The organism is Thermosynechococcus vestitus BP-1 (assembly GCF_000011345.1).
Classification (GTDB): Bacteria; Cyanobacteriota; Cyanobacteriia; order Thermosynechococcales; family Thermosynechococcaceae; genus Thermosynechococcus; species Thermosynechococcus vestitus.
The window spans coordinates 1,673,894-1,700,700 of the sequence record NC_004113.1; the positions used below are offsets into that span (position 1 = coordinate 1,673,894).

Annotated in this window: 18 protein-coding genes; 10 read left to right on the forward strand and 8 right to left on the reverse strand. The window is 54.2% G+C overall.

All coding sequences use genetic code 11. The features are described from left to right. Positions 1–60 precede the first annotated feature (60 nt). The 4 genes from TLL_RS08175 to TLL_RS08190 all read left to right on the forward strand — a co-directional run bounded on the left by TLL_RS08175 (position 61) and on the right by TLL_RS08190 (position 8,865). Positions 61–1,170, forward strand: a complete 1,110-nt coding sequence (locus TLL_RS08175; protein WP_011057449.1) for a S49 family peptidase — start codon at positions 61–63, stop codon at positions 1,168–1,170. Next, complete coding sequence (gene trmD / locus TLL_RS08180; RefSeq protein ID WP_011057450.1) at positions 1,170–1,883, forward strand: tRNA (guanosine(37)-N1)-methyltransferase TrmD; 714 nt, start codon at positions 1,170–1,172, stop codon at positions 1,881–1,883. Before TLL_RS08175 ends, trmD begins: the two co-directional genes overlap by 1 nt. 94 nt (positions 1,884–1,977) lie before the next feature. Further along, a complete protein-coding gene (locus TLL_RS08185; RefSeq protein WP_011057451.1) occupies positions 1,978–5,856 on the forward strand; it encodes a bifunctional diguanylate cyclase/phosphodiesterase in 3,879 nt (1,292 codons plus the stop codon). A gap of 9 nt (positions 5,857–5,865) precedes the next feature. Continuing rightward, complete coding sequence (locus tag TLL_RS08190) at positions 5,866–8,865, forward strand: DEAD/DEAH box helicase (protein ID WP_011057452.1); 3,000 nt, start codon at positions 5,866–5,868, stop codon at positions 8,863–8,865. Here the strand turns inward: TLL_RS08190 and TLL_RS08195 are convergent. Further along, positions 8,862–9,644, reverse strand: coding sequence for a YaaW family protein (locus tag TLL_RS08195; protein WP_164920905.1), 783 nt, complete (start codon positions 9,642–9,644; stop codon positions 8,862–8,864). The genes TLL_RS08190 and TLL_RS08195 overlap by 4 nt on opposite strands. 1,029 nt (positions 9,645–10,673) lie before the next feature. On the opposite strand from TLL_RS08195, the gene ccsB reads away from it, so the two are divergent. Further along, positions 10,674–11,633, forward strand: a complete 960-nt coding sequence (gene ccsB, locus TLL_RS08200) for a c-type cytochrome biogenesis protein CcsB (RefSeq protein WP_011057454.1) — start codon at positions 10,674–10,676, stop codon at positions 11,631–11,633. A gap of 13 nt (positions 11,634–11,646) precedes the next feature. Beyond that, complete coding sequence (tilS, locus tag TLL_RS08205; protein WP_011057455.1) at positions 11,647–12,681, forward strand: tRNA lysidine(34) synthetase TilS; 1,035 nt, start codon at positions 11,647–11,649, stop codon at positions 12,679–12,681. Here tilS and TLL_RS08210 read toward each other — a convergent pair. From TLL_RS08210 to TLL_RS08220, 3 genes are all read right to left on the reverse strand, one after another. Continuing rightward, positions 12,602–14,995: a DNA gyrase/topoisomerase IV subunit A gene (locus TLL_RS08210; protein WP_164921177.1), complete on the reverse strand. Its 2,394-nt coding sequence runs from the start codon at positions 14,993–14,995 to the stop codon at positions 12,602–12,604. The two genes, tilS and TLL_RS08210, sit on opposite strands and share 80 nt — an antisense overlap. A gap of 63 nt (positions 14,996–15,058) precedes the next feature. Beyond that, positions 15,059–18,193: an efflux RND transporter permease subunit gene (locus TLL_RS08215; protein ID WP_011057457.1), complete on the reverse strand. Its 3,135-nt coding sequence runs from the start codon at positions 18,191–18,193 to the stop codon at positions 15,059–15,061. Positions 18,194–18,199: 6 nt separating this feature from the next. Next, positions 18,200–19,408, reverse strand: a complete 1,209-nt coding sequence (locus tag TLL_RS08220) for an efflux RND transporter periplasmic adaptor subunit (protein WP_011057458.1) — start codon at positions 19,406–19,408, stop codon at positions 18,200–18,202. 221 nt (positions 19,409–19,629) lie between these two features. Between TLL_RS08220 and infC the strand changes: the two genes are divergently transcribed. Together infC and TLL_RS08230 are read left to right on the forward strand one after the other, a co-directional pair. Beyond that, entirely contained in the window at positions 19,630–20,178 is a 549-nt protein-coding gene (gene infC / locus TLL_RS08225) for a translation initiation factor IF-3 (protein WP_011057459.1), read from the forward strand. A gap of 16 nt (positions 20,179–20,194) precedes the next feature. Further along, positions 20,195–20,938 (forward strand): M50 family metallopeptidase, encoded by a 744-nt coding sequence (locus TLL_RS08230; protein WP_011057460.1) that lies wholly within the window; start codon positions 20,195–20,197, stop codon positions 20,936–20,938. Here the strand turns inward: TLL_RS08230 and TLL_RS08235 are convergent. The 4 genes from TLL_RS08235 to TLL_RS08250 form a co-directional block, all read right to left on the reverse strand. Next, on the reverse strand, positions 20,931–21,833 hold the full coding sequence (locus TLL_RS08235) for a tRNA (5-methylaminomethyl-2-thiouridine)(34)-methyltransferase MnmD (protein ID WP_164920906.1): 903 nt from the start codon (positions 21,831–21,833) through the stop codon (positions 20,931–20,933). The two genes, TLL_RS08230 and TLL_RS08235, sit on opposite strands and share 8 nt — an antisense overlap. Then, positions 21,833–22,486, reverse strand: coding sequence for an FHA domain-containing protein (locus TLL_RS08240; protein ID WP_011057462.1), 654 nt, complete (start codon positions 22,484–22,486; stop codon positions 21,833–21,835). The genes TLL_RS08235 and TLL_RS08240 overlap by 1 nt, the downstream gene beginning before the upstream one ends. A 314-nt stretch (positions 22,487–22,800) precedes the next feature. Then, the gene (gene cobW / locus TLL_RS08245; protein ID WP_011057463.1) at positions 22,801–23,817 is read right to left on the reverse strand and encodes a cobalamin biosynthesis protein CobW; all 1,017 of its coding nucleotides are present in this window, start codon (positions 23,815–23,817) and stop codon (positions 22,801–22,803) included. A gap of 14 nt (positions 23,818–23,831) precedes the next feature. After that, positions 23,832–25,295, reverse strand: coding sequence for an FAD-linked oxidase C-terminal domain-containing protein (locus tag TLL_RS08250; protein ID WP_011057464.1), 1,464 nt, complete (start codon positions 25,293–25,295; stop codon positions 23,832–23,834). A 200-nt stretch (positions 25,296–25,495) separates the two neighbouring features. Between TLL_RS08250 and TLL_RS08255 the strand changes: the two genes are divergently transcribed. After that, on the forward strand, positions 25,496–26,194 hold the full coding sequence (locus tag TLL_RS08255; RefSeq protein WP_011057465.1) for an MBL fold metallo-hydrolase: 699 nt from the start codon (positions 25,496–25,498) through the stop codon (positions 26,192–26,194). Between the two features lie 67 nt (positions 26,195–26,261). Then, a complete protein-coding gene (locus tag TLL_RS08260; RefSeq protein ID WP_164920907.1) occupies positions 26,262–26,804 on the forward strand; it encodes a rhodanese-like domain-containing protein in 543 nt (180 codons plus the stop codon). Positions 26,805–26,807: the final 3 nt, after the last annotated feature.

Consider the following 26,807-nt stretch of genomic DNA (forward strand, 5'->3'; position numbering starts at 1 on the left):
TGAAGCGGCTTAGCTGAAAAGCTGTTCAGATTATACCGAAACCCTCCCCTCTGTTTATCCATGGCACGTTCACTTCCCCCCTTTTGGCCTAGTGTGTTTCACCGTTGCGGTGTGATCTTTTTTGGCACGCTGACCTTTTTTTTCACCCTGGGGGTGGTGGGCTTTAGTGCCACGGTTTTCTTTGCCCTCCTCGGCATCCTGTTGGCGCCCGCCAGTGAAACAAGTCCCTATGAGCATATCAGCGGCAAGGAGAGCAGTCGCGATCGCATTCTTCAAATTGACATTGCTGGTCCAATTCTAGGCAGCCCCCAAAGTGAAGAGGATATCTTCTTTGCCCCTCTTGTGGGCGTCACCTACGGCTATGAAGTGCAGCGGCAGTTGGCAGAAGCCGCTAAGGATAAAACTATTCAGGCCGTCTTTGTCAATATCAAGACTCCCGGTGGCACGATCTTTGGCTCCCAGGCGATCGCCGAGGGCATTAGGCGCTACCGCAAAGCAACCCAAAAACCCGTCTATGCCTTTATTGAGGGCATTGCTGCCTCCGGTGGGGTTTGGGCAATGGTGACAGCGGATCAGATCTACGCTGATCATGGCAGCATGGTTGGCAGTATTGGCATTCTCGGTCCCAGTGTTTTCTACTACGATCGCCCCACCAGCCTCGATAACGGCCTACTGAGGGGAGGTGTCACCGCCAATAGCATCGAAGAACGGACCCTGAGCGCTGGCCGCAGCAAAGATATTGGCAATCCCTTCCGTCGCCTCACCCCCCAAGAAATTCAGGTCTTGCAAGCGGGCCTTGAGCAGGAATACACCAAGTTTATTAATCATGTGGCCCAGGCCCGGGGCATTGATCCCAGCGTTATTCGCAACGAAATGGGAGCGATGATCTTCAGTAACGATCAGGCGCAGCGCTACCGTCTCATCGATGGGACCCGCAGCCGCTCAGAAACCCTCAACGCCCTCGCCAGGGCCGCCAATCTCAAGGAGGGAGAATATGCCATTGTCCGTTTTCGGCGCGATCGCTCCCCCTTGATCAATCAACTCTTTGGCGTTCAGTCACCTCCCCCGCCCCTAGAAACCCAACGGGCGTGGAAACAGGAGCAACTTTGCGCCCTTAGTCAATTGCGTGCCCTTGCCTACTATGGTTCCCTCTCTTGCCACCGTCAGTAATGCGTTTTGACATTATTACCCTCTTTCCAGAGTTTTTCGCTTCTCCCCTGAGCAGCGGTTTAATGGCCAAAGCCTTGGCACGGGGGATTGCCGAGGTTGTCCTGACCAATCCGCGTCACTTTAGTACCGATAAGCACCAGCGGGTGGATGATGAACCCTACGGCGGTGGTGTGGGCATGGTGATGAAGCCGGAACCCCTCTTTGCTGCGGTGGAATCACTGCCCGCTTTGCCTCGCCGTGAAGTGATCTATGTTACCCCCCAAGGGCAACCCCTCACCCAACAGCACCTTTGGCATTGGTCACGGGAGCGGGATCAACTGGTGATTCTCTGTGGTCACTATGAGGGGGTAGATGAGCGGGTTGTTGAACACTTAGTCACCCAAGAAATCTCCATTGGCGATTTTGTCCTCACCTGTGGTGAAATTCCAGCCCTTGTGATTCTCAATGGTGTGCTGCGACTTCTGCCGGGCACTGTAGGTAAAGCTGCCTCCCTCCATCAAGATAGCTTTGAAGATGGCTTGCTGGATTATCCCCACTACACCCGACCCGCAGAATTTCGGGGTTGGACGGTACCCCCTGTCTTGCTCTCAGGTCACCATGGAGAAATCGCTGCTTGGCGACGGGCACAGCAAATTGAGCGCACACGACAACGCCGCCCTGACCTCTATGCCCGATGGCTAGCTCGAACTCAGGGGCAAGCTAAAACCCATTGAAACCCCTTAATTAAACCATCGGCCACAAGTGGGAAAAACTGTGCTAACCTCAAGGCAAATTCTCCCCCCTTAGAAGCTTTACAAGCGGCTTTCCATGGATGGTTCCTCACCACGCTCCTTGGCTGTTGATTCATGGCGTTTGGCAGTCTCTACCCAAGGACTGCTTCAGCTCCTCCAAGGGCGGGTTGGCTACGATCTCGAACACTACCTAGCGGCGGTTCTGTCCGTTTTGCCCGTTGGTGTTGCTCTTTATGATGTTACCGGCGAGATTGTTTACATGAACCCCGCTGGACGCGCCCTGTTGGGTGTTGAGGACCCCGCGACAACGGCTAGCCAAATTTGTGCGGATCTAAGGATTTTCTACTGCGGTAGCGATCGCCCCTATCCCAAGGATGAGTTGCCCGGGATTCAAGCCCTGCAAGGACTCACGGTACCGCCAATGGAGCTAGAGGTGCAGTATGGCGATCGCCAGCTCACGGTGGAAGTGCAGGCTAGTCCGATCTTGAACCCCGCAGGTCAGGTGGAATTTAGCATCAGTACGTTTTGGGAGATTACTGCCCGCAAGCGCAGTGAACTCGAACAACAAATACTAAAAAACTATTGGCAAGCCCAGGCCAACCGTTACTATGAGATTCTGCAAAGTCAGTCAGACTTGGTCTTGTGCTCCCGGGCTGATACCACCATTACGTTTGCCAATGATGCCTTTTGTCAGTTCTTTAGCCGCCCTGCTTCGGTAGTCATTGGTTGCCCTTGGTCGGAATTTGTCCTAGCGGAAGATTTACCTCCGCTTCTAGAAAAAGTGGCTCAACTGCGTCCCGATGCCCCTACCTTTGTCAATGAAAACCGGGTGTATCATCCCCAGTATGGATTGCGGTGGACGCAATGGATGAACACTGCCATTTTTGATGCTGAGGGCAACCTCAGGGAAATCCAATCCGTTGGTCGTGATATCACAGCTCTCAAGGAACAGTTACTGCGGGAGCAGGCCCTCAACCACGTCATTCAAGCCATTCGCAACTCCCTTGATCTCGCCACGATTTTTGAGACGGCGGTGCGGGAAATTGCCCAAGTAGGGCTAGGCGTTGATGCTGCGGTGGTGCAGTACTTACCGGAGCAGGGGGTGTGGCGGCATATTGCCGAGTATCACCACGATCCTCACTTTCCCTGTGGCGAGGGTTTGGAAATTCCCGATCGCGATAACCCCTTTGCCGCTGATCTCAAAGCAGGGAACATTGTCATTATTGCCGATAGCCGTGAAATTACTGATCCCGTTAACCAAGCAATTGCACCTGCTTTTCCGGGAGCATGGTTATTGATTCCCTTGATAGTGGCGGATCGCGTTTGGGGCAGCTTGACCCTCTTCAATTACCCGGAACCCCATGAGTGGTCAAGGACAGAAATTGACCTGGCCCGTGCTGTTGCCACCCAACTGGAGGTGGCCATTTACCAAGCCACCCTCTACCAGCAGGCACAACAGGAACTGGCTGAGCGCCGTCGTATTGAAGCTACCCTGCGGCAAAGTGAAGAATGCTTTCGCCTTACGGCGACGAATGTTCCTGGGGCTATTTTCCGCTACATCCAATATCCCGATGGCCGCAATCGTGTCTTTTATCTCAACCCCATGTGCGAACGTCTCTGGGGAGTACCCGCGGAGGCCGCTGCTGAAGATGGTGAGCATTTGTGGCAGCTGGTGCATCCGGAGGATCGAGAAGCAACATGGCAATCCGTCCTTCGTTCAGCTGAAACCTTGACCCCTTGGTTTGCCCAATGGCGCATTATTCATCCCACCACAGGAGAAATCCGCTGGCTGGAGGGCGCTGGTCAACCCACACGGGATGCCGATGGCGCTGTTGTCTGGCACACCGTGATTTTGGATGTTACGGATCGACACCTAGCGGAGGCGCGTCTCAAGGAACAACAGGCGCAGTTAGAGCTGGCGGCACGGGTCTCTAATATCGGTTTCTATTTTTGTGATTTGCATACAGGGACCTTCTACGTGTCCCCCAGCTACAAAGCGCAATTGGGGTATCCTGCCACCACTCAGGAAGTCAATCTTGAGGATTGGGAGGAGCGACTCCACCCAGAGGATCGCGATCGCGCCCTTGCCGCCTACCGCCAGTTCCTACGCGGCGAGGCACACTACAGTATTGATCTGCGGCTGCGCCATTGCAATGGCACCTATCGTTGGTTCCACAGCGAAGCTGTATTGATTCATGACGAGCAGGGTCAGCCCTCTAAAGTAGTGGGTACCAACGTTGATATTACAGAGCGCAAAGCCACTGAACTGGCGCTGCGCGAAAGTGAGGAACGCTACCGGCTCCTAGCGGAAAATACCAGCGATATTATTTGCCTTTTGGATTGCCAGGGTAGTTGTTTGTACGTCAGTCCCTCCTATGAAACGCTCTTGGGCTGGCCTACAGAGACCCTGATCGGTGAGCATTTTACGCAACTATGTCATCCCGAAGAGCGATCGCGGGTGAAGCAGGAACTGCAACAGATGATAGAGCAGCGGCAGTTTTGGCCTATCACCTATCAGGTTTGCACCGCTAGGGGGGATGTCCTCTGGCTAGAAACCTTGGTCAAACCTCGCTACGACAGTCAGGGACACGTGCAACAGTTACAGACCACTTCCCGCGATGTCACCAGCCGCGTACAGGTGCAAATGCAGCTCCACCACGATGCTTACCATGATTCATTGACAGGGTTGCCCAACCGCCTCTACTTCATGGAGCAATTGGCAGCAGCAATTAGCCAAGCGCAGACAAATCCTCAGTTTCACTATGCCGTGCTGTTTTTCGATCTAGATCGCTTTAAGGTGATTAATGACAGTCTCGGCCATGGGGTGGGGGATCAGGTTCTAATTGCTTTTGCAACTTGGCTGCGGCGTCTTGTTGGCAATCAGTACACGGTGGCTCGCTTCGGCGGGGATGAGTTTGTCATTCTGCTGACCCATGTGCCCCACCCACAGCGCGCGATCGCCCTTTGCGAAGAGCTGATCCATTCCCTACAGCAACCCCTCAGGGTGGGGGAGCGGCAGATCTTCCTCAGTACGAGTATTGGCGTTGTCTTTGCCCAAAACGAGTATGAAACGGGTATGGCTGTCCTGAGGGATGCCGATACTGCTATGTATGCGGCTAAAAGGCAGTCAGGAAGGCGCTATGCCGTCTTTGATACCCAGATGTACGAACAGGTTCTAGAGCGCCTCCACCTTGAACATGATCTGCGCCAAGCTCTGAATCAGGGGGGACTGCAACTCCTTTATCAGCCCGTTGTTCATTTGCAGAGCCAGCGATTGGTTGGCATGGAGGCCTTGGTGCGCTGGCAACATCCTGAGCGGGGGCTCGTCTCACCGGCACACTTTATTCCCATTGCGGAGGATACAGGGTTGATTGTGGCCCTAGATCAGTGGGCGTTGGCGCAGGCCTGTTGGCAGCTTTGGACTTGGCGACAGCAGTATAGCACTGCAGCGAATTTAGTGCTTAGTGTCAATGTCTCTGCTAAGACACTCCAGGATCCTACTTTCCTCCAGCACCTTGACACGATTCGCCAGAGGTACCCCCTGCCCAAAGGACAGTTGCTCCTAGAACTCACCGAAAGAATTGGGATTGAACTGGGGAGTGAAATGCTGAGTCTGCTGGAATCCCTCAGGCATCGCCACGTTGAAATTAGCATTGATGACTTTGGCACAGGGTATTCCTGCCTCAGCTATCTCCATAGCCTCCCAATTCAACACCTCAAAGTTGATCGTTCCTTTGTCAGCCAACTGGAGGAAAACGAACGCAACTTGCAAATTATCCGCATGATCTTACTGCTGAGCAAGCAGCTAGGCTACCGTGTCATTGCCGAGGGCATTGAAACGCCAAAACAACTGCAAATCCTTCAGGAACTGGGATGTGATGAGGGTCAAGGCTATCTCTTTGCCCGCCCCCTGCCGCCTGAAACATTTGCATCCCTCTTCTTAAAACCCCATTAAAATATTCCCATGGCTATTTTCCATGGCACATGGCTCCCAGAGCCGGCGCCACAGTTTTTCATTTGGGCGGAAGAATGGCGATCGCTGGCTCAGGCAATCACGCCTTGGGCTCCCCCGGCGATTCCGGTTTATCCCTACGCCACCCAGAGAAAAACACCTCTTAGGAAGACAGCCCGCCCAAGTGCCACCTACGTTGCTTTACCGGCCCAGATTCAGGGGCATCAACTGTTACCACCACCGCTGGCGGAAGTGCAGGGGGAACTCCTATTTTTGTGGCAGGTGCCCGGCTGGTCAATTCCCGCTTCAGAAGTTTTAGAACAACTGCATCAACTGAGTCTTCACGGCCAAGACAGTGGCAGTATTGGCGATGATTTGCGCTATTGGCTGCACGTGAGTCGCTGGTTGCTGGATTTAATTGTGCGTGGCCAATACCTGCCAACACCAGAGGGCTGGCGGATTCTGCTGACCCACGGGGGCGATCGCGATCGCCTGCGCCACTTCAGCCAATTGATGCCGGATCTGTGTCGCTGTTATCAAGCCGATGGCACAGCGTTGCAGTTGCCACCCCATGCTGCAGATCTCCTGGCGGATTTTCTACAGCACACCCTACAGGGTTATCTCCACACTGCCCTTGCTGACCTCGAATTGCCCAAAGTAGGCTTAGCCAAAGAACATGGCCACTGGCTAGCCTTCCTGAAAACGGGTCAAACCCCGGAACTGCCACCTCCCCTCATTGAACGCCTGCACCGCTGGCAAGAACCCTACCGCGAGCAGTTGCATCTGCGTCCCCAATGGCGACTGGCTCTGCAATTGGTTCCCCCAGATACTGCCGATGGTGACTGGCACTTGGCCTTTGGGCTGCAAACGGAAGGGGAAACGGACACCATGCTAAGGGCCGCCGAGATTTGGCAATGCACCCAAGAGGCCCTCCTCTATCAAGGGCAGGTGCTCTGGCAGCCCCAAGAAACCCTGTTGCGGGGACTGGGCTTGGCCTCCCGCATCTATCGTCCCCTCGATCGCAGTCTTCAAGAACGCTCCCCCGTGGCTCTGACTTTGCACACCACGGAAGTTTATGCCTTCTTGCAAAGTGCAATTGCGCCCCTTGAGCAGCAGGGGGTTGCGATCATTTTGCCACCGAGTCTGCGCCGCAATAGCGCCCAACATCGCTTGGGTCTGAAAATAATTGCCACATTGCCGCCGCCGGCCACTAACGGCTTGACGATTGACAGCTTGATGCAGTTTCAGTGGCAGTTGCAGTTGGGGCAGCATCCCCTCTCGGAGGCGGATTTTGATCAACTGCGCCGCCAAGGGACGCCCCTGGTTTATCTCAATGGTGAGTGGGTCTTGCTGCGCCCCCAAGAGGTCAAGGCCGCTCAAGAGTTTCTCCAGTCTCCCCCAAAGACCCAACTCTCCCTTGCAGAGACACTGCGCATTGCTACGGGGGATACGGTAACGGTGGCCAAGTTGCCGATTCTTGGCTTAGACACCAATGATGCACTCCAGACCCTCTTGGATGGCCTCACGGGCAAACAAAGCCTTGATCCAGTGCCAACACCGCAGGAGTTTTGCGGTGAACTGCGCCCCTACCAGGCACGGGGGGTGGCGTGGCTGAGTTTCTTGGAACGCTGGCGGCTGGGGGCTTGCTTGGCGGACGATATGGGCTTGGGGAAAACCATTCAACTGTTGGCCTTTTTGCTCCACCTCAAGGAAACGGGACGGGCCTACCGACCGACACTGTTGATCTGTCCTACCTCGGTGCTGGGGAACTGGCTGCGGGAGTGCCAAAAGTTTGCCCCAACCTTGCGGGCCTATGTCCACCATGGGAGCGATCGCCCCAAGGGCAAGGCATTTCTGAAAAAGGTTGAAACTCACGATCTAATTTTGACCAGTTATGCCCTCCTCCAGCGCGATCGCACCACCTTGCAGCAGGTTCTGTGGCAGCATTTGGTACTGGATGAAGCCCAAAACATCAAGAATGCCAACACCCAGCAGTCCCAAGCAGCGCGGGAACTTTCCGCCCAGTTTCGCATTGCCCTGACGGGAACCCCCCTAGAAAACCGCCTCCTCGAACTTTGGTCCATTATGGACTTCCTCCATCCGGGGTACTTGGGCCATCGCACCTACTTTCAACACCGCTATGTCCGTCCCATTGAACGCTATGGCGACACCACCTCCCTCAATGCTCTGCGCACCTATGTCCAGCCCTTTATTCTGCGGCGCCTGAAAACCGACCGCAGTATTATTCAAGACCTGCCGGAAAAACAGGAGATGCTGGTGTATTGTGGCCTCACCCTAGAGCAGATGCAGCTTTACACTGCTGTGGTGGAAGACTCCCTTGCTGCTATCGAAAATAGTCAAGGCATTCAGCGGCGGGGCAATATCTTGGCCACCCTGACCAAGTTGAAGCAAATCTGTAACCATCCCGCCCAGTATCTCAAGCAAGAAGACTATGCCCCCGATCGCTCAGGTAAATTGCAACGGCTTATAGAAATGCTGCAAGCGCTTCAGGAAGTGGGCGATCGCGCCCTTGTCTTTACCCAATTTGCCGAGTTTGGCACCCACCTGAAAACCTATCTGGAAAAGGCGCTCCAGCAGGAGGTGTTTTTCCTCTCAGGACGCACCCCCAAAGCCCAGCGGGAACTCATGGTGGAACGCTTTCAACACGATCCCGAGGCCCCCAGGGTCTTTATTCTTTCCCTCAAGGCAGGGGGCGTCGGTCTCAATTTGACTCGCGCTAACCATGTCTTTCACTACGATCGCTGGTGGAACCCAGCGGTAGAAAATCAGGCCAGCGATCGCGTCTTCCGCATTGGTCAGGCCCGCAATGTCCAAATCCATAAATTTATCTGCACGGGTACCCTCGAAGAAAAGATCCACGAGCAAATCGAACAGAAAAAAGCCCTTGCGGAAATGATTGTGGGTAGTGGCGAACACTGGCTGACTGAACTCAACCTCGACCAGTTGCGGCAACTGCTCACCTTAGACAAAGAGCGGCTGATCACCCTCTAGGCCATGGCCCACTGGGCGGCCTGTTCACCCCGCAGAAGGCGAATTTGGGCGATCGCAAAAATGGTGGGAATAATGCGGGCATAGTTAGTGGAAATGGCTTGCCAACCCAAATCGGCAATAAACCATACCCAGAGGGCCGTACTGACAAAGGCCAAGATACTGCGCCCCACTGCCAATCGGGCGACTCCCATGGCCGCTCCCCGTGACACCAAGGGGGCAATTGAGAGTTTGGAGCCGGCAAAACGAATCGCAAACTGCCGTGCCACCTGCTGCACCACCATCGAGCGCACAACAGAACTGATGGCGATCGCGGCACCCCCCTCGAGGACTAAGCGCACCATTTCCATGGAAATGGGGTGGCCATGGTGCAATTCGGGCAAGCTCTCTTGAATTTGGGCAGCCAAGACCCGCCGATCCTGATCCCCCAGCTTTTTCCACATCCGCTGCAACACATTCAAGAAGATCTCCATTTCCAGTTCAGGCACGGTCCAACTGGGGGAAAACTTAATTTTTAAGTAACGACAGACCCGCATCAATGTTTGCCGATAGCTGATTTGCTGGGCTTTGCCCTTAAGCACCGTCAAACCATCGGCTGCCAAAAAGCGAAACCGCTCTTCAATGTCATCTAACCAGGCTTGACGATCTTGGGCTTGTACCGCAATCGGATCCGGCGTGGTTAGATAGTCCAAGGGATTGAGCCGACGACGAAACAGAATTTCTGTTAGGTCTTGCAACTCCTCCTCTGTCGCCAATTCCAGCGCAGCCCGTAGCTCGTTCATGGGGTTCTTGCTCCAGCAGCAGCACAATAGAATAGGATGATTCTTCACCCCTGATTATAGAGATTCAGGCTAAATTGTGGTACAGCCCTTCTGACTAAGAATGGAACAGTGCGACACGAAGTCGTTTAGATGATTGTCCCACTAGCCCAACAAGCTAGAACGGGACCGGTTGTGCCCCCAACCGTAGCCTAGGGAGGCATGCGTGACTGGTAACGGTCAGGTATGAAGCCCTCCCGACAACGGAGCCCGAACCGAAAGGTTGGAGCTGAATCCGCGAGGAGGAAGCAACTTTGCCAGCGTCAGGCGATAGGGAGCTAGGCTTGAGGGTATGGTGAGCACATGCGAAGTGATGCCAGAAGCCTCGTGATCTTAGACAGGCCAAAGACGCTGATAGGCCTGGGCCAAAATGGCAAACGGACAGGACTCACTGTTTGTTCTTCAGTGAGCGGGGACGATAGCTCCGTCGGGGCAGAGTCACCACCTAACCCCTCATATGTCATCTAAACGGAACGTGGTAAGCCCGTACTTTCGCCTTGATAGGCTAAGAACAAGGCAAGTGGACTGCGAGGAACAACCATGGAAGTGCGGGTAAAGGAGGTGGGAAAAAGCGAATGCCAATCTGTAATGGGTTGGATAGGGATTGAGGATGGTGGCAGGACATCCAACATCATCCCACTCGAAAGAGGGCAGACTTCCCACTGGTCCCCCGTTACGAGAAAACTCACAGAACCTCCCTAATGGTGACAAAGCAAATGGCGGTGATCTTGAGTCACTGGTGCGGTCACCAACCTTCCACCAAAGGTAGAGAGGCTGTAGATGAGTATCGTAAAGGTTGCATGCACAACCAGTTCCTCTTAAATGAGGGGTCCTGGGGGGCTCGAGCCGGATGCAGGGAAACTTGCACGTCCGGTTCCTAGGGGGCTAGGGGGCAGCAATCCCCCCCTGCTACCCGACCACTCCCCCATTCCAGAAAAGCGGGGTTCGGACAGTACAATACAAAAGAGTAGCAGGCTGGCAATAGGAAAACCTATGGATTTATTGACCCTAGAAGGTTGGCTGGATAATACCGCCTTTGCCGTACTTTTTCTCACCATGTTGCTCTACTGGTGTGGGGCAGCATTTCCCCAGTGGCCGCTGCTGACCGCCGCCGGTCGCACGGGGATGGCGATCGCCAACCTCTGTATTACTGGCTTGCTGGCGGCGCGCTGGATTGAGGGGGGCTACTTTCCCATCAGTAATCTCTATGAATCCCTCTTTTTCCTGTGTTGGGGACTGACGGCCATGCACTTTGTCGCCGAGTCCATCAGTGGCCAGCCCCTTGTGGGAGTTGTCACCGCACCCGTGGCAATGGGAATTACGGCCTTTGCTGCCCTCTCTCTGCCCCCTGAGATGCAACAGTCAGCCCCTTTGGTGCCAGCTCTCAAGTCCAACTGGTTAATGATGCATGTCAGTGTGATGATGCTTAGCTATGCCACCTTGATGGTGGGCTCCCTGCTGGCGATCGCCTTGCTTGTCGTCACCTGGGGCCAGCCCGTCAACCTCAAGGGCAGTTCTGTGGGAACAGGCAGCTTCCGCAGTCGCAGGCCAGAACCTTCCCTGGAAGCCTCGACGGGGAACGGTGGCACAACGGTACTGACCCCACCAGCTCTGCAATTGAGTTTGCAACGCCTGACTTTAGCTGAAACCCTCGATAACCTCAGCTACCGCATGATTGGTCTGGGCTTTCCCCTGTTGACAATTGGCATTATCTCCGGTGCTGTATGGGCCAACGAGGCTTGGGGGGCACCTTGGAGTTGGGATCCAAAAGAAACTTGGGCATTGATTGTTTGGCTGGTGTATGCTGCCTATCTCCATGCCCGCATGACCCGCGATTGGCAGGGACGTAAACCTGCGATTCTCGCTACGGTTGGCTTTGGGGTGGTCTGGGTCTGCTACCTGGGGGTGAATCTGCTGGGGAAGGGTCTCCACTCCTACGGTTGGTTCTTCTAGTGGGGGTTTGCCCGTGTGGGGCATTCACCACGCCCGTTTGCATACCACCTTAAAAACCCAGCAATGGCTTCCTTTGGGGTCACGGATTCTCATTGCTCTATCGGGGGGGCAAGACTCCGTTTGTTTGACGCGCCTGTTGCTGGATCTACAGCCCCACTGGCAGTGGTCTTTGGTGGCTGTCCACTGTGATCACCGCTGGCGTGCAGATAGCACCGCCAATGCAAATTTTGTCCAACAGCTAGCGCAGAAATGGCATCTACCCTGTGAGGTGGTGAGTGCCCCTGATCTGCCGAAAACTGAGGCCGCCGCCCGTTCATGGCGCTACCAAGTCTTTGAGAGCGTGGCCAAGGCGTTGGATTGCACCCATGTGGTGACCGCCCACACCCAGAGCGATCGCGCTGAAAGTCTATTACTGCATCTGTTGCGTGGCACTAGCCCCGATGGCCTCGCCACCCTCTTGCCCAGCCGTTCCTTGGGCGCTATTCAGTTGGTGCGTCCGCTCCTAGGCATGACCCGCGCTCAAACCGCTGCTTTTTGCCAAGCCTACGGATTGCCCATCTGGCAGGATGAAACCAACCACAATTTGGAGTATCGCCGCAATCGGCTGCGTTTGGAGTTAATCCCCTATCTACAACAGCACTTCAATCCGAATGTGGAAGAAGCGCTTGCCCAAACCGCTGAACTGCTCGCTAGCGATCGCGCCTATTTCGAGGCTGAGGTGGAGCGTCTTGCCCCCACCGTGCTCCGCGAGCATCCTCCGGCCTTAGATCGGTTGCGCCTACGGGAATTCCCCCTTGCCCTGCAACGCCGCTTAATCCAGTGCTTTCTGCGGCAGCACCTGAAACGGGGTCTCAACTTCAGGGTGATTGAAGCAGTGCGAGCTCTGATGACGACCGGCAATGGTAGCCAAACCGCAAGCCTGCCGGGAGGCCAGCACCTGCGGGTCTGTGGTCGCTGGATTGAATTAGTTAGGCCAATGCCACCACCGCCTGCACCTGTTCCCCCGGATCCAGGGGAGCGATCGCCCCCCCCATCACCTCTCTATTGAGAATGGGGATCTCTTCCCCATGGGTGATCCAGGCCCGTTCTTGGGTGGTCACCAGTGCGAGGGGGCGACTGCCACGGCCAATGCCCGCCAAGCGATCCAATTTTTGTCCCAGGGGTATTGCCAATTGACCTAAATGACCGAGGGGCACAACTTCAATCAGGGACAGCGGCACTTGTTTACCAAGGCCTGAAGCAGTAACGAGGATAACATTCTCGTGCTCCGAAAGGGCGATCGCCCCCACCAAGATCTCCTGCCGACTGAGGCGCACCGCCGCTTGACCTTGATGCAGCCGTCCCAATACGGGAATGTCGGGGAGGAAAAAGTGAAAAACCCGCCCCCGTGAGGTGGCCAACACCAAATGATCCCCCTGCGCAGGTAGTACCCAGCCGAGGGTATCCCCCGCCTTCAGTTTGGTGAGTTGGAGACCGCGCCCCCTTAGGTTTTGCAGGCTTGAGCTGGGAATGACTTTGATGCGACCTTGGCGCGTCAGCAGAATGAGCTTGTCCGCTGTGGCTTGACTGGGAATAACGCTAAGGAGGGTTTCCCCTTGAGCCGACTCCGGTAGGAGGGTAAGCAGCGGTTGGTCGCGATCGCCCTCACGGTGGCTGGTGACGGGTAGTCGCTCCACAGACAGCGGATAGACCTTGCCACTTTCCGTAAACACCCACAGGCGATCGCTGGTCTGTGCCGAGAAACCCAAGGGCAATGGCTCCGACCACGGTCGCCACGTTTGCAACGGCAGATCGCCGCGATAACTCATTTCTAGCCACAGGGAATCACCCCCACAATCCGGGACTGCCTCAGGAGCAGGGGTTTCCCTCAGAATTTGGGTAAGGCGAGGGTCACCAAATTCTTTTTTCAACTGCCGCAATTCTTTCTTTAGTGCCTTGAGGCGCTCAGGCCGCTGGTGAATCAGGGTTTGTAAGTGGGCAATCCGCCCTTGCAGCACCGCCTGTTCCCGTTCCAGTTCTTGGCGTTCCTGTTGGGTGAGACGGCGTAGGGGCATGGCAATCAGGGCACTCGCTTGGCGATCGCTCAAGCCCAAGCGGATCATCAATTCCGACTGGGCAGCCCTGGCATCGGCCGCCGATCGCACAATCTCAATCACCTGCTCCACGGCATTGAGGCTGATTAAAAGTCCCGTCACCACATGTTGGCGGGCTTGAGCGGTTGCGAGATCATGGCGATATTGCCGCAGCAGCGTCTGTTCGCGGAACTGCAAAAACTCACTGAGGATCTCCTTGAGGGAGAGTTGGCGGGGTTGATTGCCCACCAGTGCCATCAAGTTGATGCCATAGGTCACTTGCAATGCTGTTAGGTGATAGAGCTGCTCCAAGAGTTGCGCCGCTGGGGCATCCCGCTTTAGTTCAATCACCACCCGCAGCCCCTCGCGATCGCTCTCATCCCGCAGATCGGCAATGCCCTCAAGGCGACCTTGATTCACCAAATCCGCCACCTTTTCAATCCATGCCGCCTTATTCACCTGATAGGGCAACTCCGTCACCACAATCCCTTGGCGGCGGTGGCGGCCGCGTCCGGGCGCCATATCCTCAAGGGTCGCCACCCCCCGCAGTGTAATCGTTCCTCGACCCGTCCGGTAGGCCCGTAGCAATCCTGCCCCCTCCACAATCACGCCCCCCGTGGGAAAGTCTGGTCCCGGCAGATAGGTGAGGAGCTCCCCTAGGGAGAGATGGGGGCGATCAATGAGGGCAATCAGTGCATCCACCACTTCCCCCAGATTGTGGGGTGGAATGTTTGTAGCCATCCCCACCGCAATTCCCGTTGAGCCATTCAGCAGCAAAATCGGCAGTTGCGCCGGCAAGACCAATGGTTCTTCTTGGGAACTGTCAAAGTTGGGAGCAAAATCCACAATGGCCTCGCTGATATTCTGCAGTAGCATGCGGTGGGCGATCGCTGCCAAGCGCGTTTCCGTATAGCGCATTGCCGCCGGTGGATCACCATCAATGGAGCCAAAATTGCCATGCCCCGCCAACAGCGGATAGCGACTACTAAAGGGCTGCACCAAGCGCACCAGTGCCTCATAGACCGCTTGATCCCCGTGGGGGTGATATTTCCCCAGCACATCCCCTACGACCCGTGCACACTTGCGAAAGGGGCGATCGGGCGTCAGCCCCAACTCGTACATTGCATAGAGAATCCGGCGCTGTACGGGTTTTAGCCCATCCCGTACATCTGGTAGGGCCCGCCCCACAATCACACTCATGGCGTACTCCAGGTAGGAGCGTTGCATTTCACTGTGCAGTGGTGTAGGAATCACCTGTCCAGAGGTCAGCAAATCCAGTTGTTTGGGCACGATCACGAACGAGCCAAAGGATCATTCCCCACGATACAAGAGTTTTGCGAATTGTAAACTCAGTTAAGACGCCGTTGGTGTTGCGTCCTCGGGCTTCTCCTTGGTCAGCCGTGCCACCACTTCCTTAATGAGGATGTAAATGATCGGCACCACAAAGAAACTGAGGAATGTGGCCGCAATCATGCCACCCGTGACACTGGTTCCCAAGGAGTGACGGGATTTTGCGCCAGACCCCGTGGCAATTACCAGCGGGAAGATACCCAAAATAAAGGAGATTGCCGTCATCAAAATAGGGCGCAGTCGTTCTTCGGCAGCATTAATCACCGACTTGACAATGGCAGTGCCCTTGCTTTCACGAATTTGGTTGGCAAACTCCACAATCAAGATTGCATTCTTACTGGCGAGGCCAATCAGCATCACCAAGCCAATTTGGCAAAATACATCATTATTCAGCCCCCGCAACCACTGTGCCAGCAAAGCGCCCATGATTGCCAAAGGCACCGAAAGGATGATGATCAAGGGGTCAATATAGCTTTCGTACTGCGCTGAGAGCACAAGGAACACAAACACAAGACCAAGGCCAAAAATCAACGGTGCTTGGCCTGCGGACCGGAGCGACTCTAGGGATAACCCCGTCCAGCTGTAGCCGATGCCATTGGGGAGAACCTCCTCAGCCAAGGATGCCATTGTCATCATTGCTTGACGATCACTGAGGGGCGGCACATTTTGGCCGGTCACCTCTGCTGAACGGAACAAGTTATGGTGATAAATAATGGGCGGTGCCGAGACCTCTTCAATTTTTACGAGATTACTGAGGGGAATGAGGGCATTTTGCTCTGAACGCACATAGATGCGGTTGATGTCATCGGGATTCGAGCGAAACTGCTTATCCGCCTGCACAATCACTTGGTAACTGCGGGCAAAGATTGTGAATTGGTTAACGTATAACGACCCCAAGTAAATCTGCATAGCATTAAAAATGTCCTTGAGGGAAATCCCCAAGGCAAGGGCGCGGGTGCGATCGACCGTCACATTTAACTGGGGGGCATTAATGGCAAAGGGGGTATTAACAGCAACAAAACCGGGCGTGCTATTTGCTTTCAGGATCAGCTCGTTCACCGAACTGGCAAGGGTTTCAAGACCTAGACCCTGCTGATCCATCACCTGCATATCAAAGCCGCCAAGGCCACTGCCACCAAGGTCAATGGTCGGCACATTGGACGAAAACACCACTGCTCCGAGTTCACCCGCTACCACCTTCTGAAACTGGGGTAGCAACTGATCAAGGGCTGGCCGCTGTGACCAAGGCTTGAGGCTCGTAAAGATAATTCCTTTATCTGAACCTATGCCGAAGAAGCTAAAGCCGCCAATGGCAAAGGTATGTTCAACCGCTGGATTTCGGGCGATCGCGTCCGCTATTTTGAAGACAATATTACTCGTGTATTCTAGGGAGACCCCTTGGGGGGATTGTACGAGGGTGACAAAATAACCCTGATCCTCTTCGGGGACAAAGCCACCGGGAACGATCTGAAACAGCCAGTAGGTCACCCCCAGCAGGGCGACAAAGCCCGCCAGTACCCAGTATTTTAATCGCACAATCACATTTAGGCTTCCTGCGTAGCCCCGCCGCGTTCTTTCAATCAAGCGGTTGATCCAGCGAAACAAGATAAAGTTCGCCATCGGGGGGCGTTCCCGCCGTAGGAGCAGGGCGCACAAAGGGGGAGAAAGGGTTAAGGCATTAAAAGTAGAAAGGGCGATCGCAAAGACAATCGTCAAAGCAAACTGCTGATACAGCCGCCCAGTAACCCCCGGAAAAAAGGCCACAGGGATGAAGACCGCCATCATCACCAATGAGGTGGCAATCAACGCTCCCGTTACTTCCTCCATTGAGCGACTGGCTGCTTCTTGGGGAGTCATGCCCTCCTCTTCTATGAGACGGGTGACATTTTCCACGACCACAATCGCATCATCCACCACCAGCCCCGTCGCCAGCACCAGACCAAACATGGTCAAACTGTTAATCGAGAACCCAAAAGCCTTCATAAAGGCAAAAGTGCCGATCAACGAGACGGGGATTGTCACCGATGGAATAATTGTGGCACGCCAATCTTGAAGAAATAAAAAGATCACCGCAATCACAAGGATGATGGCCACAATCAGGGTAATGACTACCTCTTTGATCGACTCCTGCACCGCATCGGTGGTGCTAAATCCCACACTCCATTTGAGGCCGGGGGGAAATTTCTCGGCTAAAATAGCCATCTCTGCTTCCACAGCACGGGCAATGTCGAGGGCATTGGCACTACTGAGTTGATAGATACCAATCCCAACTGCGTTACGGCCATCAAACTGAAAGTTGGTGTTGTAGTTTTGTGCTCCTAGCTCGGTGCGACCGACATCGCGAATACGAACCACGGAACCATCTTCACCGCGCTGAATAATAATGTCGGCAAACTCTTCTTCTGAAGCTAAGCGACTTTGGGCTTGAATGGAAATTTGAAACTCCTGTCCCTCTGGTGCTGGGGGGGCACCAATAATTCCGGCCCCCACTTGGACGTTCTGATCGGAGAGAGCGCCCACCACATCCTGAGCCGTGAGACCGCGACTGGCTAAGCGATTGGGATCAAGCCAAATCCGCATGGCATAGGTGCGTTGACCAAAGATCTGAACCTTCCCTACACCCTTCAGACGTTGCAGAGGTTGCACCACATAAAGTGTCGCGTAGTTGCTGATGAAGGTGGCGTCGTAGTCGTACCCCTCCTCTGGGTACAGGGCTAAGGCCAAAACAATCTGATTCGTGGATTTGCTAACATTGACCCCAGTGTTAATGACCTCTGGTGGCAGTTGTGAGGTAACAGAGGCAACTAAGTTATTCACATCCACCGCAGCAATGTTTTCGTCATAGCCCTCCGTGAAGGTAATCGTGATATTGCTGTTGCCAAAGCTGTTACTGGTGGAGTCAATGTAATCCATCCCTTCCACGCCATTAATTTGCGTTTCTAGGATCGTGGTGACATTCGTTTCGACCGTTTCGGCATTCGCACCTGCATAGTTGGCAGACACCTGAATTGTTGGTGGTCTGACGTTAGGGTAGTACTCAATGGGTAGGGTTGGCAGCGCGATCGCCCCCACTAGAATAATAAGTAGAGAACAAACCGTTGCAAAAACAGGGCGTTTAATAAAAAAATTGCTAATCATGCTTTTTTAAGACTCAGGAGTAATGGGGACACCATCGCGCAGGCGCTGAATTCCCGAGACAACAATTTGCTCTCCCGGTTGGAGGCCTTGAAAAACTTGATATCTGTTCCCTTGGATCCCCCCCACTTGAATGGGCTTTTGTTTGGCAATCATTTTGCCCTCGGTGTCTTTTTCGGCAACAAAGACAAAGTTTTGGCCGGCAAGATTGGAGACAGCCGTCGTCGGCACCAGAATCCCCGGTTGCTGATCGAGAATAATACGGGCTTGAATTTGTTGATCGGCACGGAGATTATTGCGAGTATTGTTGTAGAGCGCTTTAACTAAAATGGTTTGGGTATTGTTGGTGGTGTTAGGGGCAATAAAAAAAACGGAACTCCTACCGACAACGCTGCCATTCATGTCTACTAACTCGACCGGCGTTCCCACCCGAATGCGGGGGATCTGCTCAATGGGCACTTGGATATAGACCTCTAAAGGTTGATTGGAGGTCAGGGTGAGGAGGTTGGTTTGGGGGGTTACAAAATCGCCCACTTTGGGGGGAATATTGCCAACAACACCACTAAAGGGAGCGCGCACCTGAAACCAGTTCAGGACAACGGCCTGCTGCTGGGCATTGGCTTGGGCAGCAAGGAGGGCTTTTTCTAAGCGAGCAATGGTGGCCTGTTGGGCACGAATATCGGCTTCGGTTTCTTGGAGTGCTGCTTGGGCGGTGCGAAAGCTGGTGATGAAGGATTGCGCTTGTTCTTTGGAAACCGCTCCTTCTGCCAAGAGCGCCGTATAGCGTTCCGCTTGCATCCGATTGAACTCTACGGTGGCGAGATTGGCACGTCGCTGGGCTTCAAGGGCGCGGAGGATGGAGCGGGCATTCTCCACATTCGCTTGAGCGGATTGAATCGCGGCTAAATTGCTGGCAAAAACAGCTTGCTGTTCTGAGGGATCAATGAGGATGAGGGGCTGACCTTGATTGACAAACTGACCATTTTGAACATTGATTTGAGCAATTCGACCCGAAACTTGGGGTTGTAGGGTAATGGACTGACGCGATTGCAAAGAAGCGTTGTAAACAGCGGTTTGCGAAAGAGTTTCCGTTTGAACTGCAGCAAGTTTCACCCGTGCCGCTGGTGGGGGAGCCTTTGCCTTTGGTTGACCACAGGCGGTAGCAAGGAAGCAAAGACTTCCTAGGAGAGCTGATGTGAACAGTTGTCGTTGCACCATACCTCAGAGCTTATGGGATCCAGAGCCGGCAATAAATACCCTCAGTCTAGCCTAAAGGCTCCTAAGGCGAGTGCTGGTTTAACAATTAGTTTCTGTATATCTGGGATGGGTAGAGAATACCTCACTATTGGCAATCCTCCGCTAAGATGTAGAGCAGGGAGTAAGGGTTGATGTCTGGCTCACCTTAGGGCCTAGGACAGTCCTTGCACCAACCTTTATCAATGACAGTACAGGTAGCAGTGGCTCTTACCAAGAAAACGCAGCAAGAACAACCGATGATTAATGAGCGCATCCATTTTCCGCGGGTGCGAGTGGTGGATACGGATGGTTCCCAATTGGGGATTATGTCGTCCCAAGAGGCGATCGCGATCGCCCGCGAAAAGGAACTTGACCTTGTTCTTGTCAGTGACAAGGCCGATCCACCCGTTTGCAAAATTATTGACTACGGCAAGTTTCGCTTTGAACAGGAAAAGAAGGCGCGTGAAGCTCGCAAAAAGCAGCATACCTCCGATGTCAAAGAGGTGAAGATGCGCTACAAAATTGAAGAACACGATTACAACGTTTGTATCAACCGCGCGGAGCGTTTCCTCAAAGCCGGGGACAAAGTGAAGGCTACTGTAACATTCCGAGGCCGAGAAATTCAGCACTCCCACTTAGCGGAAGAACTCCTCAACCGTATGGCCAACGACCTGCAAGCGGTGGCCGAAGTGCAGCAGGCACCGAAGCAAGAAGGGCGCAATATGATCATGTTTTTGGCACCGAAGCGGTAATCAATGCTGGGGGCGTATGTTTGGCTTTCCTCCAGACCCCAAATCCACCCGACTCGGTCTTTCGGCCAATGAGAAGCCCCCTTCGGCACTGCTGCTGGCGATCGCTGCCCTAGCCACAATCATTCTTTGGCAGATTCCCTTGGGGAACTACCTGCTCTACCCCTTCACAATCTTGGCCACATGGTTCCACGAGATGGGGCATGGCCTCACGGCGATTCTCTTGGGGGGCTACTTTCGGGAATTAGTTATCTATCCCAGTGGTTCAGGATTTGCGCGCTATGGGGGTGAGGTCTTCCTGGGAAATTTAGGACATGGCTTAGTTGCCATTGGTGGGCCACTGGGACCTGCGATCGCTGGCAGTCTCTTTATTTTGTCAAGCCGCTCCCATCGTGCCACAGACCTTTGTCTCAAAGCCCTGGGGATGATGATTGTTGTCTCACTGCTGCTGTGGGTGCGATCCCTCTTCGGCATTGTCTTCATGACGTTGGTGGGGATTGCCACTCTGCTTGTGGCCTATCGCGGGAATTGCTGGCTCAAGGGGATTGCCATTCAGTTCCTTGGGGTGCAGGCCTGTATTAGCACATTTCAGCAGGTGGACTACCTTTTTACCGATGCTATTCCGGGGGGCCAGCTTTCCGATACGGGCCTTCTTCAACAGTACCTCTGGCTTCCCTATTGGCTGTGGGGAGCAATGATTTCTGTGATCACATTGTGGTTGCTGCTGTGGAGTCTCAAGGTGGCCTATACCCGCCCTAGGTAATGCCCCAGCGCTGCCGCCAGCGACTCGTGGACTCACGGTTAGCGGTTTGCTGCTCCACTTGGCGGCGCCATCGAATCGCCTGTGCAGTATCCCGCAGGTGGGGATCGCGGTAGGGAATACCCGCACGGGTTTGTAAATGTTCCTGCTCCATCAGCGACAGGGGAATGAGTTGATCCGGTTGCCAGCGAGCCACGGTTCCCTGTGCCCATTCATGGCGGTGCTGGGGGGCAACAATTGGCAGTGTCCCAAGGTGCAAACCCGCCTCCTGCAAAGCGCAACGAACCGCAGCTGCACGACAATAGGTAGCCAAATGCCCCTCCGGTGCCAAACACTGAGCCACTAAGCTGAGAAACTCCACCGTCCACAGTTGCGGACAGCGCTGGGGTGAAAAGGGATCGAGAAAAATCGCATCTGCTTGGAATCCTTGGCAAACAAGGTCTTGAATTGTTTGCCGGGCATCGCCAATTAACAGTCGTGCCTCACACCGTGGGGTGCTCACCCGCTGCTGCCGAGCCAACCCCTCAAGAATCTCTTGAACCGATGCTGGCCAAGGGGGCATCACCCCTAAAGCGGCTTGGGCAACCCCCACATCTAGCTCTAGGCCAATGAGCGTGACCTGACAGGTGGGATTGTGCTGCCAAATGACCTCTAAGGCAGCGGCAGTGTTGTAGCCTAAACCATAGCAGATGTCTAAAAGCCGCAGATGAGAGGCTTGGGCTTTGCCGGGCAGATCGGTGGCGATCGCAAACTTTTCAAAGGCTTCTTGACGCGCTCCCCCAAGGCTATGGAATGTTTCGCCAAACTCTGGAGAAAAAAATGTAAAAGAGCCATCTGCTGTGGGTTGGGGTTGCCAGATTGAGTTCAAGGCAGGAGCTAAGTTTTTCGAAGAAGCCATCACTGCGTTTGTGTGGGGGTCTGTGGTTGGGGGGCAGGGGGTCGGTTCATGATCAGAACGCCCATTGCCGCGATCGCAAGAACAATGACCATCCCGGCAACAATCAGCAGCAAAGGGGAAGTGGATTTGGGTGTTGCAGCCGCCGCTGGGGGAGCATCAGATGGCAGCGAGGGGGGAGTGGCATTAAATTTGGTTTCTTCTTCTGATGGTTTATCCTCTGCACCTTCCTCTGCTTCGGTAATCGTTGCAGTCATGGGCACTGCCTTAATACTGTGATAGTTGACGCTCTTCAAATATTTAACAAACTCCCCATCCCCCATTGACAGGGTGACGTAGTGCGCCTTGACGGCTCCACCAAAGTTAATCTCATCTCCATCTTTTAGCTCATGGCTTTGCACTCGCTGGCCATTCACTAGAACACCGTTGGCGCTGGGCTTACCATCGGCATTACCATCCACCACGCGATAGCGATAGCCATTTGGTGAGGGAATCCGCAGCAGCAGGGCATGTTGCCGTGAGACACCGTGACCATGAATGACAATTGCATTGGTGACATCGCGACCAATGGAGTAGGTTGCCGCATCCAAGGGGATTGTGCGCTTACCCGTTTCATCCTCAATTCGGAGTAGATGGTGCTCGCGGTTACCGCTCATGGGAACAACCTACCATTGATGGATGATCGCTAATCACTATCTTAGCCTCAGGATTAGAATTCCCAAAGATACCCAAAAAGCGAGCCTCTAGCCGAGATCCCATCCCCTATAAAAACGAGAACATCAACGTGGAGCGCAAACCCCCAACCACTGGGGTTAGGTTATCCCTGTTGAACTCAGATCACTGGAAAAATATAGCGCAGTTTGTAGAGGCTGCAGTGGCGATCGCTAAGATCAGGGAACCAAATTGCACTGCTACCCAATCGTTGGCGCAGTTGGCGGTCAATGACCTCCTCAAGGCTAGCCGTCTCCCCCTAGCCAAAATGGGATAGCAACTCCCGTTGATCCAGCCGACGACCAATAACCACGAGGCGAGTTTGACGGGTCTCCGCCGCTTGCCACGGGCGATCGTAAAATGAGTCTAACCGCTGACCGACCCCCTGTACCACCAGACGCAGCGGCTTGTCCTCAATGGCTGCAAAACCCTTAATGCGATAAATGTCCGGTACGTGCAGCAATCGCTCAAGGGATTGACGTAGGCGTTGCAGATCCCAAACCCCCAACTCTAAACAAACTGCCTGAATCTCTTCGTCGTGATCATGTTCCTCCTCAAAGTCATGGTGGCTAGGTCGCTGTCCCAAGTTCTCCTCCACGGCTGCATTAAATCCCAGCAAAAGATCTGCGGGCACCTGTCCTTGCTGAGCCGCTAGGACCTTAATCCGGGTCGGCAGTTGCTGGCGGAGTTCCCTCAGGCATTGCTGTACCTGATCGGGGGTCAGTTGATCTGCCTTGTTGAGGATAACCAAGTCGGCACAGGCCAGTTGATCGTTAAAGAGTTCCTCAAGGGGCGTATCCTCATGCTGTAAATTGGCATCCGCCTCTTTCTGGGCAAAGAGCGCTTCTAAATCTGCACTCACTTGACCCGCGGCCAAGGCCACACCGTCCACAACGGTCACCACGCCATCAACGGTGGCGGTATGGCGCACCTCCGGCCACCGGAAGGCCATGACTAAGGGCTTGGGCAATGCCAGTCCCGATGTTTCAATGACAATATGATCAATCTCCTGCCGCCGCGCCAAGAGGGTCTGCATCGTTGGCAAGAATTCATCCTGCACCGTACAACATAGACAGCCATTGGTGAGTTCCCAGATGCCCACTGTGCGATCGCAACAGGCCTGTAGCAGCTCGCCATCAATACCGACATCGCCAAACTCATTCACAATCACGGCAATGCGCCTGCCCGCTGCATTCTGAAGTAACTGCCGAATCAGAGTCGTCTTACCACTGCCGAGAAAGCCGGTAATAATCGTCACTGGAATTTTTGCACTCATTAAAATACCTCGATTTAAAATGCCTCAATGTTGGGAAAGTCGTTAAGTTGATGAGCGGCTTCACCACAGGTTCGCGGTGTCGGAAAGATCTTTTCGGGGTTGGCCAGACGTTTTGGATCAAAGGCAGCACGCACCTGCTGCATCGTGTCTAGGTCTGCTGGACTGAACATTTCGCTCATAAAGCAGGCTTTATCACTGCCAATGCCGTGTTCTCCAGAAATACTGCCGCCCACGCGCACACAGAGCTTGAGGATTTCACCTCCTAGAGCCTCCACCTCCGCAAGCGCACCGGGTACCGCTTGATCGTAGAGAATCAAGGGATGCAGGTTGCCGTCGCCCGCGTGAAAGACATTGGCAATCCGATAACCACTGCGGCGGCTGAGCTGTTCAATTTCCCTCAGGACAGCGGCCAGTTGACTGCGGGGAATGACCCCATCTTGGACAAAATAGTTGGGACTCAGGCGGCCCGCAGCAGCAAAGGCAGCTTTGCGCCCCTGCCAAAGGCGGAGGCGATCTTCCGCCTCGGTGGCAACCGTCACATGGCGTGCCCCCTGTTCATAGCAAATCCGCATCACGCGCTCCTGCAAAATGGGCACTTCGACATCTAGGCCATCCACTTCCACAAGCAGCACAGCGCCAGCATCACGGGGGTAGCAATTGGTGGCCACCACATCTTCCACGGCGTTGATACTGAGGTTGTCCATAATTTCCATGCCTGCAGGAAGGATCCCCGCCCGAATAATGGCAGAAACGGTTTCCCCCGCTGCTTCAATCGTGGTGAAGTCCGCCAGTAGCACAGCGATCGCTTCCGCCTGTTTAAGAATTCGCAGCCGAATTTCTGTGGCAATACCCAGCGTTCCCTCGGAACCCACAAAAACCCCCATGAGATCGTAGCCGGGCATTTCTGGGGCAGCCCCACCCAACTCGACAATTTCCCCATTCGGCAAAACCACTGTGAGTCCTAGGACATGGTTTGTGGTCACACCATACTTCAGGCAGTGAACACCCCCAGAGTTTTCGGCCACGTTGCCACCAATGGAGCAAATAATTTGACTGGAGGGATCGGGGGCGTAGTAAAAGCCCTGATCGGCGACGGCTTGGGTCACCCATGCATTAATAACCCCCGGCTGCACCACCACCTGCTGATTGCTCAAATCAATCTCTAAAATCCGGTTCATGCGAGAAGTGACGATAAGAATCCCCTCGCTGTGGGGCAAAGCACCGCCGGAGAGCCCCGTGCCTGAGCCACGGGCAACAAAGGGAATCCGATAGCGATCGCACACTTTGAGGATGGCAGAGACTTGGGCAGTGGTTTCAGGCAATACCACCAGCTTTGGCCGCTGCCGATACATGGAGAGGCCATCGCATTCATACACAAGGGCTTCCGCGGCATCACTGATGACGCTCCCCTTGCCGACAATGGCTCTTAGCTCCTCCGTTACCCGCCGCCAGGGGGTAATTTGCTGTAGTGCGAACATTCCCGGTGCTCTGAAACTACCTTCTTTTATCGTAAATGGGTTCCTCCTTAGAAAAATGGGGACAGGGGGGATTTGACATTTATCTACTAAATGGTTATAAAATTATATTTAGATTAACTAGACTGAAGGAGTTACTGTTTTAAGTCTGGTTTTTAGGCTGAAGGAGTCCCCTTACGCTTTACCCCATAAAGGAGGCCGCTATGCTGTTTCGCCAACTTTTTGACTACGACACTTGGACCTATTCTTACCTAATTGCCGATGAAGCCACGGGTGAGGCCGCCTTGGTGGATAGCGTCCTTGAGCAGGTGGATCGCGATGTGCAGTTAATTGAGCAATTGGGATTGAAACTGCGCTACTGCCTAGAAACCCATGTCCACGCTGACCACATTACTGGTGCAGGTAAGGTCCGCGAACGCACGGGCTGCAAAACCCTGGTACCTGAAAATGCCCATGTGGATTGTGCCGATGGCTCTATTAAAGACGGTGAAGTGATTCACGTCGGCAGCCTCCCGATTCAGGCGATCGCCACCTTGGGGCATACCGATAGCCACATGGCCTTTTTAGTGAATGGCACCCACCTGCTGACGGGGGATTCTCTCTTTATCCGTGGCTGTGGGCGCACTGACTTCCAAAGTGGCGATGCCGGTGCAATGTATGATGCGGTAACCCAGCGGCTGTTTACACTCCCAGACACCACCTTGGTCTATCCCGGCCATGACTATCGCGGTCACACTGTTTCCACCATTGGTGAGGAAAAACGCTTTAATCCCCGCTTTGTCGGTCGCGATCGCCAGCAGTTCATTGAATTCATGGCCAACCTGAACCTGCCCGATCCCAAGAAAATCATGGAAGCGGTGCCCGCTAACCAACAGTGTGGCATGGTTGCCGCTGTTGTCTAGTCCTTTGACCCCTGATCGCCCCTGTCTTCTGAGCTAACCCTGAGTCACTACTTGAGAACCAATGACAATGACGACAATAACAATGGAGTCTCCCCTCATTTCTGCGGCTGAACTGCACGATGCCCTGCAACGACAACAAGTGCTGCTCATTGATGTGCGTGAGCCAAGCGAATACAACAGTGCCCATATTCCCGGTGCACTCCTTTGCCCCTTGGCCAATGTCAAGGAACTTGAACCCCCCTGTCGCTCTGACACCCCTGTGGTGCTCTACTGTGAATCTGGCCGCCGATCAGGCATGGCCTATGAAACCCTTGCCAGTCGAGGCTGGAAAAATCTGAAAGGCCTTGAAGGGGGCATTCAGCGCTGGAAACAGCGGGGCTATCCGGTTAAGGGTGCGGCTAGGGCCCCCATTAGCCTGATGCGGCAGGTGCAAATTGTGGCTGGCAGCCTGATTCTCACCGGTGTGATCTTAGGCTTTACCGTCAATCCGGCATTCTTCCTTCTGTCGGGCTTTGTCGGTGCTGGTTTGCTGTTTGCCGGTATCACCGGTATCTGTGCCCTAGGGCGGGTGTTGGCATTGCTGCCCTTCAATCGCCCACAGGTGAAATAGCCC